Annotated in this window: 12 protein-coding genes; all 12 read left to right on the forward strand. The window is 66.5% G+C overall.

Annotated features, from left to right (window positions below):
- The first annotated feature begins 2 nt into the window (after window positions 1–2).
- Genes PA01_11550 through PA01_11605 form a run of 12 tightly spaced genes read left to right on the forward strand, consistent with a single transcriptional unit; the run spans window position 3 to window position 15,626 of the window.
- Window positions 3–1,082, forward strand: coding sequence for an XrtA-associated ATPase (locus tag PA01_11550; GenBank protein KON82140.1), 1,080 nt, complete (start codon window positions 3–5; stop codon window positions 1,080–1,082).
- Entirely contained in the window at window positions 1,075–2,232 is a 1,158-nt protein-coding gene (gene wecB, locus PA01_11555) for a UDP-N-acetylglucosamine 2-epimerase (non-hydrolyzing) (protein ID KON82141.1), read from the forward strand. Before PA01_11550 ends, wecB begins: the two co-directional genes overlap by 8 nt.
- Window positions 2,229–3,092: a DUF3473 domain-containing protein gene (locus tag PA01_11560; GenBank protein KON82142.1), complete on the forward strand. Its 864-nt coding sequence runs from the start codon at window positions 2,229–2,231 to the stop codon at window positions 3,090–3,092. The genes wecB and PA01_11560 overlap by 4 nt, the downstream gene beginning before the upstream one ends.
- Before the next feature lie 2 nt (window positions 3,093–3,094).
- On the forward strand, window positions 3,095–4,132 hold the full coding sequence (locus tag PA01_11565) for a FemAB family PEP-CTERM system-associated protein (protein ID KON82143.1): 1,038 nt from the start codon (window positions 3,095–3,097) through the stop codon (window positions 4,130–4,132).
- Window positions 4,133–4,139: 7 nt separating this feature from the next.
- A complete protein-coding gene (xrtA, locus tag PA01_11570) occupies window positions 4,140–5,699 on the forward strand; it encodes an exosortase A (protein ID KON82469.2) in 1,560 nt (519 codons plus the stop codon).
- Window positions 5,696–6,862, forward strand: a complete 1,167-nt coding sequence (locus tag PA01_11575) for a TIGR03088 family PEP-CTERM/XrtA system glycosyltransferase (protein ID KON82144.1) — start codon at window positions 5,696–5,698, stop codon at window positions 6,860–6,862. Before xrtA ends, PA01_11575 begins: the two co-directional genes overlap by 4 nt.
- A 15-nt stretch (window positions 6,863–6,877) precedes the next feature.
- Window positions 6,878–8,806, forward strand: a complete 1,929-nt coding sequence (locus PA01_11580) for an amidotransferase 1, exosortase A system-associated (GenBank protein ID KON82145.1) — start codon at window positions 6,878–6,880, stop codon at window positions 8,804–8,806.
- Window positions 8,807–8,809: 3 nt separating this feature from the next.
- Window positions 8,810–10,027, forward strand: coding sequence for a glycosyltransferase, exosortase A system-associated (locus PA01_11585; protein KON82146.1), 1,218 nt, complete (start codon window positions 8,810–8,812; stop codon window positions 10,025–10,027).
- Window positions 10,028–10,031: 4 nt separating this feature from the next.
- Window positions 10,032–11,960, forward strand: coding sequence for an asparagine synthase (glutamine-hydrolyzing) (asnB, locus tag PA01_11590; protein KON82147.1), 1,929 nt, complete (start codon window positions 10,032–10,034; stop codon window positions 11,958–11,960).
- Window positions 11,957–13,183, forward strand: a complete 1,227-nt coding sequence (locus tag PA01_11595; protein ID KON82148.1) for a TIGR03087 family PEP-CTERM/XrtA system glycosyltransferase — start codon at window positions 11,957–11,959, stop codon at window positions 13,181–13,183. Before asnB ends, PA01_11595 begins: the two co-directional genes overlap by 4 nt.
- Window positions 13,180–14,496 (forward strand): nucleotide sugar dehydrogenase, encoded by a 1,317-nt coding sequence (locus PA01_11600; protein KON82149.1) that lies wholly within the window; start codon window positions 13,180–13,182, stop codon window positions 14,494–14,496. The genes PA01_11595 and PA01_11600 overlap by 4 nt, the downstream gene beginning before the upstream one ends.
- The gene (locus PA01_11605; protein ID KON82470.2) at window positions 14,493–15,626 is read left to right on the forward strand and encodes a hypothetical protein; all 1,134 of its coding nucleotides are present in this window, start codon (window positions 14,493–14,495) and stop codon (window positions 15,624–15,626) included. Before PA01_11600 ends, PA01_11605 begins: the two co-directional genes overlap by 4 nt.
- The last annotated feature ends 130 nt before the right edge of the window (window positions 15,627–15,756 follow it).

Raw genomic sequence — 15,756 nt, forward strand, 5'->3', positions numbered from 1 at the left:
GAATGTACGAATCGTATTTCAAGCTCCGCGCAAAACCCTTCCAGCTCAATCCCGATCCGGCCTTTTTTTATGGCAGCCGGGGTCACCGACGGGCGATGGCATATCTCGAATACGGGCTGCACCAGAACGAGGGGTTCATCGTCGTGACGGGCGAAATCGGCGCCGGCAAGACGACGCTGGTGCGCAGCCTGCTCGAGCGCCTCGAGCCCAGCAAGGTCGTCGCGGCGAACCTGGTCAGCACTCAGGTCGATCAGAACGACATCCTGCGCATGGTCGCGGTGGCGTTCGGCGTGCCGAGCCGGGGGCTCGACAAGGCCGGCCTGCTGCTCGCGCTCGAAACCTATTTCGTGTCGCTCGCGGCTGCCGGCAAGCGCGCGCTGCTGATCGTCGACGAGGCGCAGAACCTCTACGAGAAAGCGGTCGAAGAGCTTCGCATGCTGTCGAACTTCCAGCTCGAGGATCACGCGCTGCTGCAGAGCTTCCTCGTCGGCCAGCCGGAGTTCAGGGAGGTCATGCAGAGTCCGCAGATGCAGCAGCTGCGCCAGCGGGTGATCGCCTCGTATCATCTCGGTCCGATGGACGCCGAAGAGACGCGCGCCTATATCGAGCATCGCCTGCACCACGTCGGCTGGGAAAACGACCCGGTTTTCGCCGCCGCTGCGTTCGATGCGATCTACGGCTACACCGGCGGCATCCCCAGACGTATCAACGCCCTGTGCGACAGGCTGATGCTGTCCGCGTTCCTCGCCGAGCGTCACGAAGTGTCCGGGGAAGACGTGCGCGAGATCGTTGTTGAGCTGAAGGAGGAGTTCGACCCGGCGCCGCGGCGGGGCACGAACGGAAAACCGGTTTCGTTCCAGGGCGGCGCTTTCGCACCGGGCTCGATCGATCCGGCTCGTCTGGTGGTCCCCCACGGGCTGGCCGGGCAGGTAGCCGGCATGGCGGCCGGCTTCGATGTGCAGCGCATCGAGGCGCGCATCGCGGGCCTCGAACATTCGCTGTCGGCCACGCTCGACGTCCTCAACCAGCTGCTGTCGGCGGTGCGGCGCGACGACACCACGGAGGATTCACCTCATGACTGAGCGAGGGGCGGCAGCGCCGGTGATCTGCGTCGTCGGGGCGCGGCCGAACTACATGAAAATGGCGCCGATCATCCGCGCCCTTGCAGCCCATCGGCCGCCGCTGCGCACGCTGCTCGTGCACACCGGGCAGCACTACGACAGCGCGATGAACGAGCGCCTGTTCGCCGACCTCGATCTGCCGCACCCCGAGGTGAACCTCGAAGTGGGTTCGGCGAGCCACGCGGTGCAGACTGCCGAAGTGATGAGGCGTTTCGAACCGGTCATCGACGAACACGGCGCGCGCGCGGTGCTGGTGGTCGGCGACGTGAACTCGACGCTGGCGTGCGCGCTGGTCGCGGTCAAGCGCCAGGTGCCGGTGGCGCACGTGGAATCCGGCCTGCGCAGTCATGACCGCAGGATGCCGGAAGAGATCAATCGCGTCCTGACGGACCAGATCTCCGATCTTCTGTATACGACCGAACGCAGCGCCCACGACAATCTCGCGCGCGAAGGGATTCCATCCGAGCGCGTGGTGTTCGTCGGCAACGTCATGATCGACAGCCTGCGCGCCAACCTGCCGAAGGCCGCGCCGCCGGCCGGGCTGCTTGGGGCCGCAGGGTACGCGAGCGAACGGATCGCCGGCGGCTACGGCGTCGTGACGCTGCACCGCCCGTCGAACGTCGATCATCCGCACACGCTCGGGCCGATCATCGAGGCCCTGCGCGAGATCAGCGCGCGCCTGCCGCTGGTGATCGCGCTGCATCCGCGCACGCGCAACAACCTCGAGCGGTTCGGCATGCTCGACCGGCTCGGCGCGCCCGGTTTCATTATCCTGCCGCCGCAAGGCTATCTCGAGATGCTCGGCCTGATGGCGGAAGCAACAGTCGTCCTGACCGATTCGGGCGGCATCCAGGAGGAGACGACCGCGCTCGGCGTGCCGTGCCTGACGATCCGCGAGAACACCGAACGTCCGATCACCGTCGAGCAGGGCACGAACACGCTCGTCGGCGTCGATCCGGCGGCGCTGCGGGCGGCCGTCCGTACGGTTCTCGACAACGGCGGCAAGCGCGGGCGGGTGCCGGAATACTGGGACGGCCACGCGGCACAGCGCATCGCCGCGCATCTCGCGGCGTGGCTCGACGCGCATGAAAAACAGGCGCAGCCGGCATGAGCACCGCGATCGTGAACGCGCTGACGATCGATGTCGAAGACTATTTCCAGGTGTCCGCGCTCGCCTCGCATTTCCCGCGCAGCGAGTGGGAGCGGATACCGTGCCGGGTCGAGCGCAACGTCGAGCTGATCCTCGAACTCCTCGAGCGACACAGGACGAGCGCAACGTTCTTCACGCTCGGCTGGGTCGCGGAGCGCTATCCGCTGCTCGTGCAGCGCATCGCCGCCCGCGGCCATGAAGTGGCGAGCCACGGGTACGCGCACGAGCGCGCGACTGCCCAGTCGCCCGAAGCCTTCCTCGCCGACATCGCGCGGGCGAGGAGCGTGCTCGAAGACCTCACCGGCCGGCCGGTCACCGGCTATCGCGCCCCGAGCTTCTCGATCGGCAAGACCAACCCGTGGGCGCACGACTGCATCGCGCAGGCCGGCTACGCATACAGTTCGAGCGTGTATCCGGTGCGGCACGATCACTACGGCATGCCGGACGCGCCGCGCTTCCCGTACCGACTGGATAACGGCCTGCTCGAAGTCCCGGTCACGACGATGCACTGGCTGGGACGCAACTGGCCGGCGGGGGGCGGCGGCTACTTTCGTTTGCTGCCCTACGCGGTGTCGCGCTGGCAGATCGACAAGGTCAATCGCGACGACCGCCACGCGGCGATTTTCTACTTCCATCCTTGGGAGATCGATCCGGGGCAGCCGCGGGTCAGGGCGGCGTCGGCGCGGACGCGGTTTCGCCACTACCTGAACCTCGACCGCACCGAGGCGCGCCTGTGTCATTTGCTGACCGACTTTTCCTGGGGGCGCGCGGACCACGTGTTCTGCTCCGGTGCTGCAAGCCCGTTGTCCCGAGAGCACTGACGATGGATCGGGTTCCGGTGGTCGTCAGGCAACTCACCGGCGCCGATCACGGTCGCTGGGACGCATTCGTCCGCGGCTGCCCGGACGCGACGTTCTTCCACCTGTCGGCGTGGCAAGGGATCATCCGTGAAATTTTCCGCCACCGGACTTTCTTCCTGTACGCGGAACGCGCCGGCGACATCATCGCCGTGCTGCCGCTCGCCGAAGTCAGGAGCCGGCTGTTCGGCCACGCGCTGACGTCCCTGCCTTTCTGTGTGTATGGCGGGTCGGCCGGGGATTCGGAAGGCGTTGCGCTCGTCGAGGCGGAGGCCGAAACGCTCGCGCGCCGCTTGCGCGTCCAGCATCTGGAACTGCGCAACCTCACCCCTCGCCACGAGGAGTGGCCGCGCCAGGACCTGTACGTGACGTTCCGCAAGGAAATCCAGCCGGATGACGACGCGAACCTGCTCGCGATCCCGCGCAAGCAGCGCGCGATGGTGCGCAAGGGCATCAGGCACGGACTGACGAGCTGCGTCGAGCCGGATGTCGAGCGTTTTTTCTCGCTGTATGCCGATAACGTGTTGCGGCACGGCACGCCGGCATTGCCGAAAGCATTTTTCGCGCGCCTCATGAAGGACTTCGGGCCGGACTGCGAAGTGCTCACGGTGAGCGATGCGGATGGAAATGCACTGTCGAGCGTGCTGAGTTTTTATTTTCGCGACGAAGTGCTGCCGTACTACGCTGGCGACGCAGTGATGGCGCGCGACGTCGCGGCGAACGATTTCAAATACTGGGAATTGATGCGCCGCGCCGCCGCGCGCGGCTGCCGGCTGTTCGATTTCGGCCGCAGCAAGATCGGCACCGGTCCGTTCAGCTTCAAGAAGAACTGGGGCTTCGAGCCACAGCCGCTGTCGTACGAATACCGTCTCTACAGGCGCGACTCGGTGCCGCAGAACAATCCGCTGAATCCGAAGTACCGCGCTTTCATCGCGCTGTGGCGCCGGCTGCCGATACGCGTGGCGAACGCGATCGGGCCGCACATCGTGCGCAACTTGGGATGATGGTCCTATGAAACGCGACGCGGATCACGACCGGCTCGCGGTCCCCGCTCTCCCGGCGGCCCAGGGAAGCTTGCCTGCCGGGTTCGTGACTGTTGCGGTCAACCTCACGGTGTCGGTCGTGTGGCTCCTCGCGTGGTACTGGCCGACGGCGAGCGAGATCGGGCGGATCTGGTGGCGCACGGAGACGTACGCGCACGGGTTGACGGTTCTGCCCATTTTCGCGTGGCTCGTGTGGCGCGCGCGGGAGCGAATCGGTGAATGGCGTCCGCAACCGGTGCCCTGGCTTGCCCTGCCCGTTGCCGCCATCGGGGTGGTGTGGATGGTCGGCAGGCTCGTCGGGGTCGCCGGGGCATCGCATTTCGCGCTCGTCGCGATGCTCGTGGCCGGGCTTGTCGGCGTGCTCGGCTGGCGGCTGTCGCGCATTCTGCTGTTTCCGCTCGCGTTTCTCGTTTTTGCGGTGCCGATCGGTGACTTCCTGTTGCCGGTGCTGATGGAGTACACCGCCGATTTCACGGTGTTTGCGCTGCGCGCCACCGGCGTTCCCGTCTACCAGGAAGGCTTGCATTTCATCGTGCCCAATGGCCGCTGGTCTGTCGTCGAAGCCTGCAGCGGAGTTCGTTACCTGATCGCCTCGACGATGGTCGGCGCCCTCTACGCATACCTGAACTACACGACGCTGCATCGACGGGCGCTGTTCATGCTCGTCGCAATGCTCGTGCCGATCGTCGCGAACTGGCTGCGCGCCTACATGATCGTGATGCTCGGCTACCTGTCGGACAACCGTATCGCGGCGGGCGTCGACCACTTGATCTATGGCTGGATTTTCTTCGGTGTCGTCATTCTGCTGATGTTCTCGATCGGCGCGCGCTGGCGCGAAGAGGTGCCGGCCCCCGTCCGGACTTCGTTGGGGCAAACGGGTTCGCGAACGAAATGGGCGGGGGCGGTGCCGGTCGCGCTCGCCGTCGCAGCGTTTCCGCTCGCGCACGGGATGATCGACCGTCCGGTCGAGGACTATTCGGTGAAAGTCGACTTGCCTGCGCCGGCGGCGGGGTGGCGTGAGGCGTCGGCCGATCTGCTGGGCTACCGGCCGCACTACGCGAACGCGCGCGGCGAGGCGTTCGCGATGTATCGAGGGCCCGACGGGCAACCAGTCGGCATGTATGCTGGCTGGTACGCAGACCAGCGCGACGGCAGCGAGATGGTCGCGTGGGGCAACGGTCTCGTCAGCACCGGCCAGGGCGAGGCTTACGTCGTTTCGCGTTTCGCTGTCGAGTCTCCGGCAGGGCGCGTCCAGGGAGCCGACCTGAACACCGCCGAAGGGCGAATGCGCGTCTGGCAGTGGTACCGCGTGAATGGGAGGGTTGTCACCGGCGAGGCCGAAGTCAAGTTGCGCCTTGCGCTGGACAGGGTGCTCGGACGGGCAGACCAGTCGAGCGTCATCGTGCTTGTCACCCCCGAGCTGGATGCCCCGCAAAACGCCGATGCCCGGCTGCGCGCCTTCGTGCGGGCGCATGAAGACGGGATCGACGCGGCGCTCGACGCGGCAGCGCGGGAAAGAATCCGATGATCGGTCGGATGCTCGTGATGCACGTCGTCTACCGCTTCGATGTCGGCGGGCTGGAAAACGGCGTCGTGAACCTCATCAACCGCATGCCCTCCGACCGCTTCCGGCACGTCGTCGTGGCGCTGACGCAGTGCGCGCCGGCATTCTGCCGCCGCATCGTTCGGCCCGACGTCGAGTTCATTTCGCTCGACAAACCGCCAGGTCACGGGGTCAAGGTCTACCCTCAGCTCTATCGCCTGTTCCGCGACAGGCGCCCCGCGATCGTGCATACCCGCAATCTCGCCGCGCTCGAAGCCGTCGTGCCTGCCCGTGCGGCCGGGGTTCCGGTGCGAATCCACGGCGAACACGGCTGGGATGTGGCGGACCCGGGCGGGACGCGGCGGAAGCTGCAGTTCGTGCGGCGGCTGTACCGTCCGTTCGTCAGTCGCTACGTGGCGCTGTCGCGGCACCTCGCGCTCTACCTTACCGACGCAGTTCGCGTCCCCGCCGCGCGCATCGAGCGCATCTGCAACGGCGTCGATCCCGCATGTTTTCGGCCGCCGGACGGCCCACGTCCGCCGATTGCAGGCTCGCCTTTCGGCGGGAACGATGAGGTGCTCGTCGGCACGGTCGGTCGCCTGGAGGCGGTCAAGGATCAGCGCAATCTCGTCCGGGCGGTCGCGCACCTCATCGCGCAGCGTGCGCCCGGCACGGACTGCCTGCGACTGATCATTGCCGGCGACGGCGCGTCGCGCAGCAGCATCGAAGCCGAAGTCCGCGCCGCCGGCATCGGCACTGTCGTGTGGCTTGCCGGCGAGCGGACGGACGTCGCCGATGTCATGCGCGGCCTCGACATCTTCGCGCTTCCGTCACTCGCGGAAGGCATCTCGAACACGATCCTCGAAGCGATGGCGAGCGGGTTGCCGGTGATCGCCACCGATGTCGGCGGCAATCCCGAACTCGTCGAGCATGGCTTTACAGGAACGCTCGTACCCTCATCTGATTATGTTGCGCTGGCCGATGCACTGGCACCATATGTTGCCGATGGAATGCTGCGCCGGCGACATGGCGATGCGGGCCGCGGCCGAGTCGATGCGGAGTTCAGTCTCGACGTCATGGTCGATCGCTATGCAGCGCTCTATCGAACCTCCATCGAGGCGGCGCTGCCGTTGCGCCGTGTAGCCTGACAAAGGAACTGCGTCATGTGCGGTATTGCCGGGCTTTTCGACTTTCGCGGCAAGCGCGATTTCCCCCGCGACTTGGTGCGCCGCATGAACGACGTGCAGGTGCACCGCGGGCCGGATGAAGGCGGTTACCACTTCGAGCCCGGTGTCGCGCTCGCGCACCGCCGCCTGTCGATCATCGACCTTTCCACCGGCCAGCAGCCGCTGTTCAACGAGGACGGGTCGGTCGCAGTCGTTTTCAATGGCGAGATTTACAACTTCCAGGAACTGGTGCCGGAGCTCGAAGCGCTCGGTCACGTCTTTCACACCCGCAGCGACACCGAAGTGATCGTGCATGCGTGGGAGGCGTGGGGCGAGGACTGCGTGCAACGTTTTCGCGGCATGTTTGCGTTCGCGCTGTGGGACCGCAACCGCGAGACGCTTTTCCTGGCGCGCGACCGGCTCGCCGTCAAGCCGCTGTTCTATGCGCTGCTGCCCGACGGGACGTTCGCATTCGGTTCCGAACTGAAAGTGCTGATGCAGCACCCGCTGCTCGACCGCCGCATCGATGCGCACGCAGTCGAAGAATATTTTGCACTCGGTTACGTCGCCGAACCGCGGACGATTTTCGCCGGGGCGAAGAAGCTGGGCGCGGCCGAAACGCTGTGCGTGCGGCGCGGCGAGCCCGTGCCGCCGCCGCGGTGCTACTGGGACGTGCACTTCACGCTCGACAATCCGCTGTCGCTCGCCGACGCGACTGCCGAACTCACCGCCCGGCTGCGTGAATCGGTGCGGCTGCGCATGATCGCGGAAGTGCCGCTCGGCGCTTTCCTGTCCGGCGGCGTCGATTCGAGCGCAGTCGTCGCGACGATGGCCGGCCTGTCCGACGAACCTGTGCACACCTGCTCGATCGCATTCGACGACCCCGCATTCAACGAGTCCGAGTTCGCGCAGAAAGTCGCGGATCGCTACCGCACGAACCATTACGTGGAGACGGTGAAGTCGGATGACTTCGACCTGATCGACACGCTCGCCGGTCTGTATGACGAACCCTATGCCGACAGCTCGGCGATCCCGACGTGGCGCGTCTGCCAGCTCGCGCGCAAACGGGTCACGGTCGCCCTGTCGGGTGACGGCGGCGACGAGAGTTTCGGCGGTTACCGCCGCTACCGCTTGCACCTGATGGAAGAGCGGATGCGCGGCGCGCTCCCGCTCGGCGTGCGCCAGCCGATGTTCGGCCTGCTGGGCCGCCTCTATCCGAAGGCGGACTGGGCGCCGCGCATGTTCCGCGCGAAGACGACGTTCCAGTCGCTCGCGCGCGATTCGCTGCAGGCCTATTTCCACTCGGTGTCGATCCTGGGCGACGCGATGCGCGCGCAACTGTTCTCGAACCGCTTCCGCAGCGAACTCGCCGGCTACAACGCGATCGAGGTTTTCCGCCGCCATGCGGCGACGGCGCACACCGAAGACGCGCTGGCGCTGATCCAGTATGTCGACCTCAAGACTTATCTCGTCGGCGACATCAACACCAAGGTCGATCGCGCCAGCATGGCGCACTCGCTCGAAGTGCGCGAGCCGCTGATGGATCACAAGCTCGTCGAATGGCTCGCGACCTTGCCGTCAGGCCTCAAGGTGAAAGGGCAGGAAGGCAAGTATCTCTTCAAGAAGGCGATGGAGCCGCTGTTGCCGAACGATGTGCTCTATCGTCCCAAGATGGGATTTTCGGTGCCGCTGTCCCGCTGGTTTCGCGGCCCGCTCCGGGAGCGTGTGCGCCAGACCGTGCTCGGCGAGACGCTTGCGGCGACCGGGATATTCAACCCGGACTACCTGCGCCATCTCGTCGACGCGCATCAGTCCGGCGCCCGCGACTACAGCTCGCCGCTGTGGTCGCTGATGATGTTCGAAGCCTTCGTGCGCAACGCCGGAGGGTATCCCGCGCGGGTGCCGGAGCTCGCCGCGGCGGTGTGACCGATGCGCATCCTGCACGTCCTCGACCATTCGCTCCCGCTGCACAGCGGCTACACGTTCCGTACCGCGGCGATCGTGCGCGAGCAGCGCGCGCTCGGCTGGGAGACGTTTCACCTGACGACGCCGAAGCAGGGCAAGTCGGCAGGGCCGGTCGAGGAGGCCGACGGGCTGCATTTCCATCGCACGCCCGCGCCTGACGAAGCCGGTCTGCTGGCGCAGATGCGGTTTACCGCCGCGCGGCTCGACGAACTCGTCCGCGCACTGCACCCGGACGTGATCCACGCGCATTCGCCGGTATTGAACGCGTTGCCGAGCCTGTGGGTCGCGCGCCGGCGCAAGCTGCCGGTCGTCTACGAACTGCGGGCGTCGTGGGAGGATGCGGCAGTCGATCATGGCACGACGACTGAAGGCAGCGTGCGCTACCGCCTGTCGCGCGCGCTCGAGAGCTTTGCGTTGCATCAGGTCGACCAGGTCACGACGATCTGCGAAGGCTTGCGCGGCGACATCGCGTCGCGCGGCATTGCGGCGGACAAGATCACGGTGATCCCGAACGCCGTCGATGCCGGCGCGTTCAAGTTCGGCGCCGAACCCGATGCCGCGCTGCGCACCGAACTCGGCCTGGACGGCAAGACGGTGGTCGGGTTCGCCGGCTCGTTCTACGGTTACGAAGGGCTGCACCTGTTGGTGTCGGCGCTCGCCCGGCTCGTCGGGCGCTTCCCCGAAATTTGCCTGTTGCTGGTCGGCGGCGGCGTGCAGGAAGAGGCGCTGCGGCGCCAGGCGCATGCCGAAGGGATCGCCGACCGCGTCGTCTTCACCGGGCGGGTCGCGCACCACCGGGTGCAGAAATATTACGAGCTGATCGACGTGCTTGCCTATCCGCGCCTGCCGATCCGGCTCACCGAGCTCGTCACGCCGCTGAAGCCGCTCGAGGCGATGGCCCAGGGACGCATGTTCGTCGCGTCGGACGTCGGCGGCCACCGCGAGCTCGTGCGCGACGGCGAAACCGGCTTCCTGTGCAAGGCCGGCAGCGTCGAGGCGCTCGCCGACGCGATCGCGTCGGTCCTCGGCAACCGCGAAGCGTGGCCGGGCGTGCGAGCGAACGCGCGCGCGTTCGTCGAGCGCGAGCGGACCTGGGCGAACAGCGTCAGCCGTTATCGCGATGTCTATCGCCGGGCGCTCGCGACGCGCGGGCGCGAAGCCTTGCTGGCCGGAGCGAGGTAACGCGATGTGCGGCATTCACGGCATCTATCGCTTTGACGCCGCGCCCGTTTCACCGGCGCAGCTGTCGGCGATGGGCGACGTGACGCGCCATCGCGGTCCGGACGACGAAGGCTGGCACATCGACGCGGACGGGCGCTGCGGCATCGCGATGCGCCGGCTGTCGATCATCGATCTGGCCGGCGGGCACCAGCCGATCTCGAACGCGGACGACACGCTGTCGGTCGTGTGCAACGGGGAGATCTACAACTTCCGCGAACTGCGCACCGAATTGCAGGAGCGGGGCTACCGCTTCAAGACGGGGTCCGACAGCGAAGTGCTCGTGCACCTCTACGACGCGCTCGGCGACGATTTCGTGCACCGTCTCGATGGCATGTTCAATTTCGCGCTGTGGGACGCGCGGCGAAAACGCCTGCTGATCGGGCGCGACCCGCTCGGCGTAAAGCCGCTGTACGTGCATCGTTCCGCCAGCATGCTCGCATTCGCGACCGAGGCGAAAGCGCTGCTCGAGCTTCCCGGCGTCGGACGCGAACTCGATCGCGAGGTGATCGCCGACTACCTCCACCTCGGGTACGTCGCCGCGCCGAACTCGATGTTCCGCGACATCCGCAAGCTGCCGCCGGCAACGCTGCTGTCGGTCGAGAACGGCGAAGTGCGGCAGTGGCGCTACTGGCGGCTGCCGTCGCCCGTCGAGCGTCGTGTCACCGAAGCGGACTGGATCGCCCGCATTCGCGATGGCATGGAACGCGCGGTGCATCGACAGATGGTCAGCGACGTGCCGATCGGTGCTTTCCTGTCGGGAGGCGTCGATTCGAGCGCCGTGGTCGCGTTCATGGCGAAACATTCCGAACACCCGATCCGCACTTACGCCATCGGCTTCGAGGGCGGCGAAGCCGAGCAGCTCTACAACGAGTTGCCTTACGCCCGGCAGGTCGCGAACCTGATCGGCACCGAACATCACGAGATCGTCGTCACGCCCGATGTCGTGGGCCTGCTGCCCAAGCTGCTGTGGCACCTGGACGAACCGGTGGCGGATTCGGCTTTCATCACGACTTTTCTCGTGTCCGAATTCGCGCGCCGTGACGTCAAGGTGATCCTGTCGGGCGTCGGCGGGGACGAGCTCTTCGGCGGCTATCGCCGCTACCTCGGCGGCCACTACGTGAAGAAGCTGCAGCGCCTGCCGCGCTGGTCGCGCCAGCTGATGTCGCGCACTGCGGCGATGCTGCCGAGCGACCGGCACTCGAAAGTGCTCAACACGATGCGGCTCGCACGCGGCTTTCTCGCGTCCGCCGAGCTGTCGCCCGACGAGCGTTATCGCCACTACCTGCAGGTGCTCGATCGTGCGTCGATCGCCGAGCTTATGAACGGCAAGACCGGCACGACCGACGCGTTGCGCGACGCCTTTGCCGCGGCCGGCGACGAAGACGCGCTGAACCGCATGTTCGCCGTCGACGCCGAAACGCAGCTGCCCGACGACCTGCTGCTGCTGACCGACAAGATGAGCATGGCGGTGTCGCTCGAATGCCGCGTACCGCTGCTCGACCGGGAACTCGTCGAACTCGCCGCCGCGATTCCCGAAGCGCTGAAAGTCAGGGACGGCCGCCTCAAGCACCTGATGAAGGAGGCGCTCGCCGACGTGCTGCCCGCGAGCATTCTCGATCGCAAGAAGCGCGGCTTCGGCACGCCGATGGGAGCGTGGCTGAAACGTGACCTCGCGCCGGTGCTGCGCCGCCTGCTGTCGGCCGACGTCGTGCGCGATCGCGGGCTTTTCGAGCCGAAAGTGATCGCCCGGCTGATGGCCGACCACGACGCGAACCGGATCGACGGCACCGACGCGTTGCTCGCGCTGATGAACCTCGAGATCTGGAGCCGCATTTTCCTCGACCGCCGCTCTCCCGACGACGTGACGACCGAACTCAAGGCGTACCTCCCATGAAGATCCTCTACGTCTGCCATCGCTTTCCGTTTCCGCCCAAGCGCGGTGGCAAGATTCGCCCGTTCAACATGATCCGGCATCTGTCGCAGCAGCATCAGGTGACGGTGTGCTCGATCGCCCGCTCGCATGCCGAAGCGGAAGAGGGCGCCGGCATCGCCCCGCACTGCGAGCGCTTCGAGATCGGCAAGGTGTCGAACCCGGTGCAGGTGCTGCGCATGGTCGCGCGCCTGCCGACGACGGTGCCGTCGTCGATGGGGTTTTTCTGGTCGCCGGAACTCGCCGACAAGGTCAAGGCGCTGCTCGACGCCGAGCGCTTCGACCTCATCTTCGTTCACTGCTCGTCGGTCGCGCAGTACGTGACGCACGTGCATGGCATTCCGAAGATTCTCGACTTCGGCGACATGGACTCGCAGAAGTGGCTCGAATACGTGCGCTACAAGCCTTTCCCGCTGAAGCTCGGCTACTGGCTCGAAGGCAGCAAGATGGAGCGGGAGGAAAGGCGCCTCGCGCCGCTGTTCGACCTGTGTACCGCGACGACGCGCGCGGAGTGGGAGACGCTCGAGAGCTACGGCACCGGCGTCGCGACCGACTGGTTCCCGAACGGCGTGGACGCCGAGTTCTTCAAGCCGGATGGCGACGGATACGACGCGGAAACGATCAGCTTCATCGGCCGCATGGACTACTACCCGAATCAGGAGTGCATGTTCGATTTCTGCGAACGCACGTGGCCGCTGCTGCGCGCGCGCCGTCCCGCCATGAAGCTGTTGGTCGTCGGCGCCGATCCGTCGCCCGCAGTGCAGAAGCTCGGGGAGTTGCCGGGTGTCACGGTGACCGGTTCGGTCGCGGACGTGCGCCCGTACATCCTGCGCTCGGCGGCGATGGTCGCGCCGCTGAACATCGCGCGCGGCACGCAGAACAAGATCCTCGAAGCGATGGCGATGGGCGTGCCGGTCGTCTCGAGCGGCGTCGCCGCGGGCGGCGTGGACGCGCTTGCCGATGAGCATTTCCTGGTCGCGAACGAGCCGGGGGAATACGCCGAGGCGATCCTGCGCCTCGTCGAGAACCCCGCTGAACGCGAGCGCCTCGCGCAGGCCGGGCGGCAGCGGATGCTGTCGCACCATGCCTGGCCGCGCTCGATGGAGCGCCTCGACGCGATCGTCGAGCGCTGCCTTGCCCGCCCCCGCGCCCACCTGATTCACGCCAACAGGGAAGTCATCCAATGAGAATAAGCATTTTCGGCCTCGGTTACGTCGGCGCGGTGTCGCTCGCGTGCCTCGCGCGTGACGGCCACCACGTCGTCGGCGTCGACATCGACGCCGCGAAGCTCGACCTGATCCGCGCCGGCACGACGCCGGTCGTCGAGGAAGGGATGGTCGAGCTGATGGAGAAAGTCGCGGCGAGCGGCCGGATCACGGTCACGACCGACACGCGCCAGGCGCTGCGCGACAGCGAGCTTTCGCTCGTTTGCGTCGGCACGCCGTCGGCGGCGAACGGCAGCCAGGACCAGGACGCGGTGCTCCGACTGGCGAAGGATCTGGGCCGCGCGATCGGCGAAAAGGACGCGCCGCACGTCATCGTGTTCCGTTCGACGCTGGTGCCGGGCACGGTCGAAGAGACGCTCCGCCCGATCATCGAAGCCGAGTCCGGCAAGCGCGACGGCGAAGGCTTTCACCTGTGCTTCCAGCCGGAGTTCCTGCGCGAAGGCAGCTCGATCCGCGACTACGACAAGCCGCCGTTCACCGTCGTCGGCGCGAATCACGCGTATCCGGTCGAGCGCCTGCGCGAACTCTTCGGCCACCTGCCGTGCAAGTTCCTGCAGACCTCGGTGCGCGCCGCCGAGATGATGAAATACTGCTGCAACAACTTTCACGCGCTGAAGATCACGTTCGCGAACGAGACTGCGCGCCTGTGCGAGGCGCTCGGCGTCGACGCGTTCGAAGTCATGAACCTCGTCTGCCAGGACACGCAGCTGAACATCTCGCCGGCGTACCTGAAGCCCGGCTTCGCGTTCGGCGGCTCGTGCCTGCCGAAGGACCTGCGCGCGACCACTTACTTCGCCAAGATGCATGACGTCGAAGTGCCGATGCTCGCCGGCATCCTGCAGTCGAACCGCCAGCACATCGACCGCGCGATCACGAAAGTGCTCGAGTCCGGCCACCGCAAGGTCGGCATGCTCGGCCTGTCGTTCAAGACCGGCACTGACGACCTGCGCGAAAGCCCGCTCGTCGTGCTCGCCGAACAGCTGATCGGCAAGGGGCTGCAGCTGTCGATCTACGACCCCGACGTGCAGCTCTCGCGCCTGCTCGGCGCGAACCGCCGCTTCATCGAAACCCAGTTGCCGCACATCGGCGAACTGTTGAAGGCGGATCTCGCCGAAGTCATCGCGTCGGCGGACGTGCTCGTCGTCGGCGTGTCGAACCCGCTGATCTTCGACGCGCTCGCGACGCATTCGCGTCCCGGGCAGTACGTGCTCGACCTCGTCAATCTGCCCAATGCGCAGATGATCGGGGCGCGGGTCGAAGGGCTGTGCTGGTGAGCTCCGACTCGCACCGCTCGGCTGCGCCGACCCGGCCGCTCCGTCCCCCGGATGCCGCTGCGGACGACAGGACGGGGCGGGGGCTCGGACGGTACCTGCGTGGCTGGTTGCTGCTGTTCTGGTGCAGCGCTTTCGCGGCAGTGGTGCTCGGGGCCACGCTTGTCCCGCATTTCTCCGATTCGGCCGAACTCGTGCGCATGCGAAATGCGTTGCTGTTCGACTCGCTACCGGCGAGTCACGAGTGGACGCCGGCCGACCCCCCTGCGGATTTTGCGATCGAAAATCGCCCGCCGAATCCGCTCTATGCGGGCGTGGTCGCGCGCGGAAACTTTCGCGCCGAAGACGGCGACTGGGTAACTGCGCTCGGCATCGCGCGACACCTGCTGGCCGGTGGGCGGCGCAACGGCGGCGCGATCCAGTCCGACCTGGACGAGACTTATCGCCGCATCACGAGCCACGCAGACGGTTACTGCGGCGATTTTGCCGACGTATTCACCGGCCTCGCGTCGGCTGCCGGCGTGTTCTCGCGACCGTGGGCGTTTTCATTCGACGGCTTCGGTGGACGGGGGCACATCTTCAACGAGATATGGGACAGGGCCGAACGGCGCTGGATCATGATCGATGTCTTCAACAACATGTATTTCACCGGCGACGACGGCCGTCCGCTGTCGGCGGCCGAGCTGCACGCGGCGTTGCAGCGCGGTTCGCCGCTCCGCGTCGTGCCGATCGCGGCCGCTGCCCGGCCCGGCTTCAAGTACGACGTCAAGGCGATCGACTACTACCGCCGCGGACTGCCCGAGTGGTACATGTGGTGGGGCAACAACGTCTTCGAGTACGACCAGGCGATCCTCGTCCGCCTCTTCGGTCGCGTATCGCGTTCGCTGGAGCAGATCGGCGGTATCGCGCAGGGTGCGCATCCGCACATCCGGGTGTTGCAGGACGACGCCAACCTGTCGCAGGTGGCGGCGATTCAGCGACTGAAGTGGCGCATTTTCGCCTTTCTCGGCGCGCTGCTCGTCGCTTTGTTTTCCGTGGTCATGTATCTGAAACGCGCGCGGCGCGCGCGGCGAGAAGGGGATCTGGCGCGGTCGGAGAGCGCACCGCACGCGTCGGACTCGCTGGTCGACTGAACGGTTCAGGAGTATCGGTGCTGCGCATTCTCACCTTCACTTCCCTCTATCCCAACCAGGAGCAGCCGCGCCACGGCGTGTTCATCGAAACACGCCTGCGCCAGCTCGTCGCCAGCGGTCGCGTGGAGGC

The organism is Azoarcus sp. PA01 (genome assembly GCA_001274695.2).
Taxonomy (GTDB): Bacteria; Pseudomonadota; Gammaproteobacteria; order Burkholderiales; family Rhodocyclaceae; genus Aromatoleum.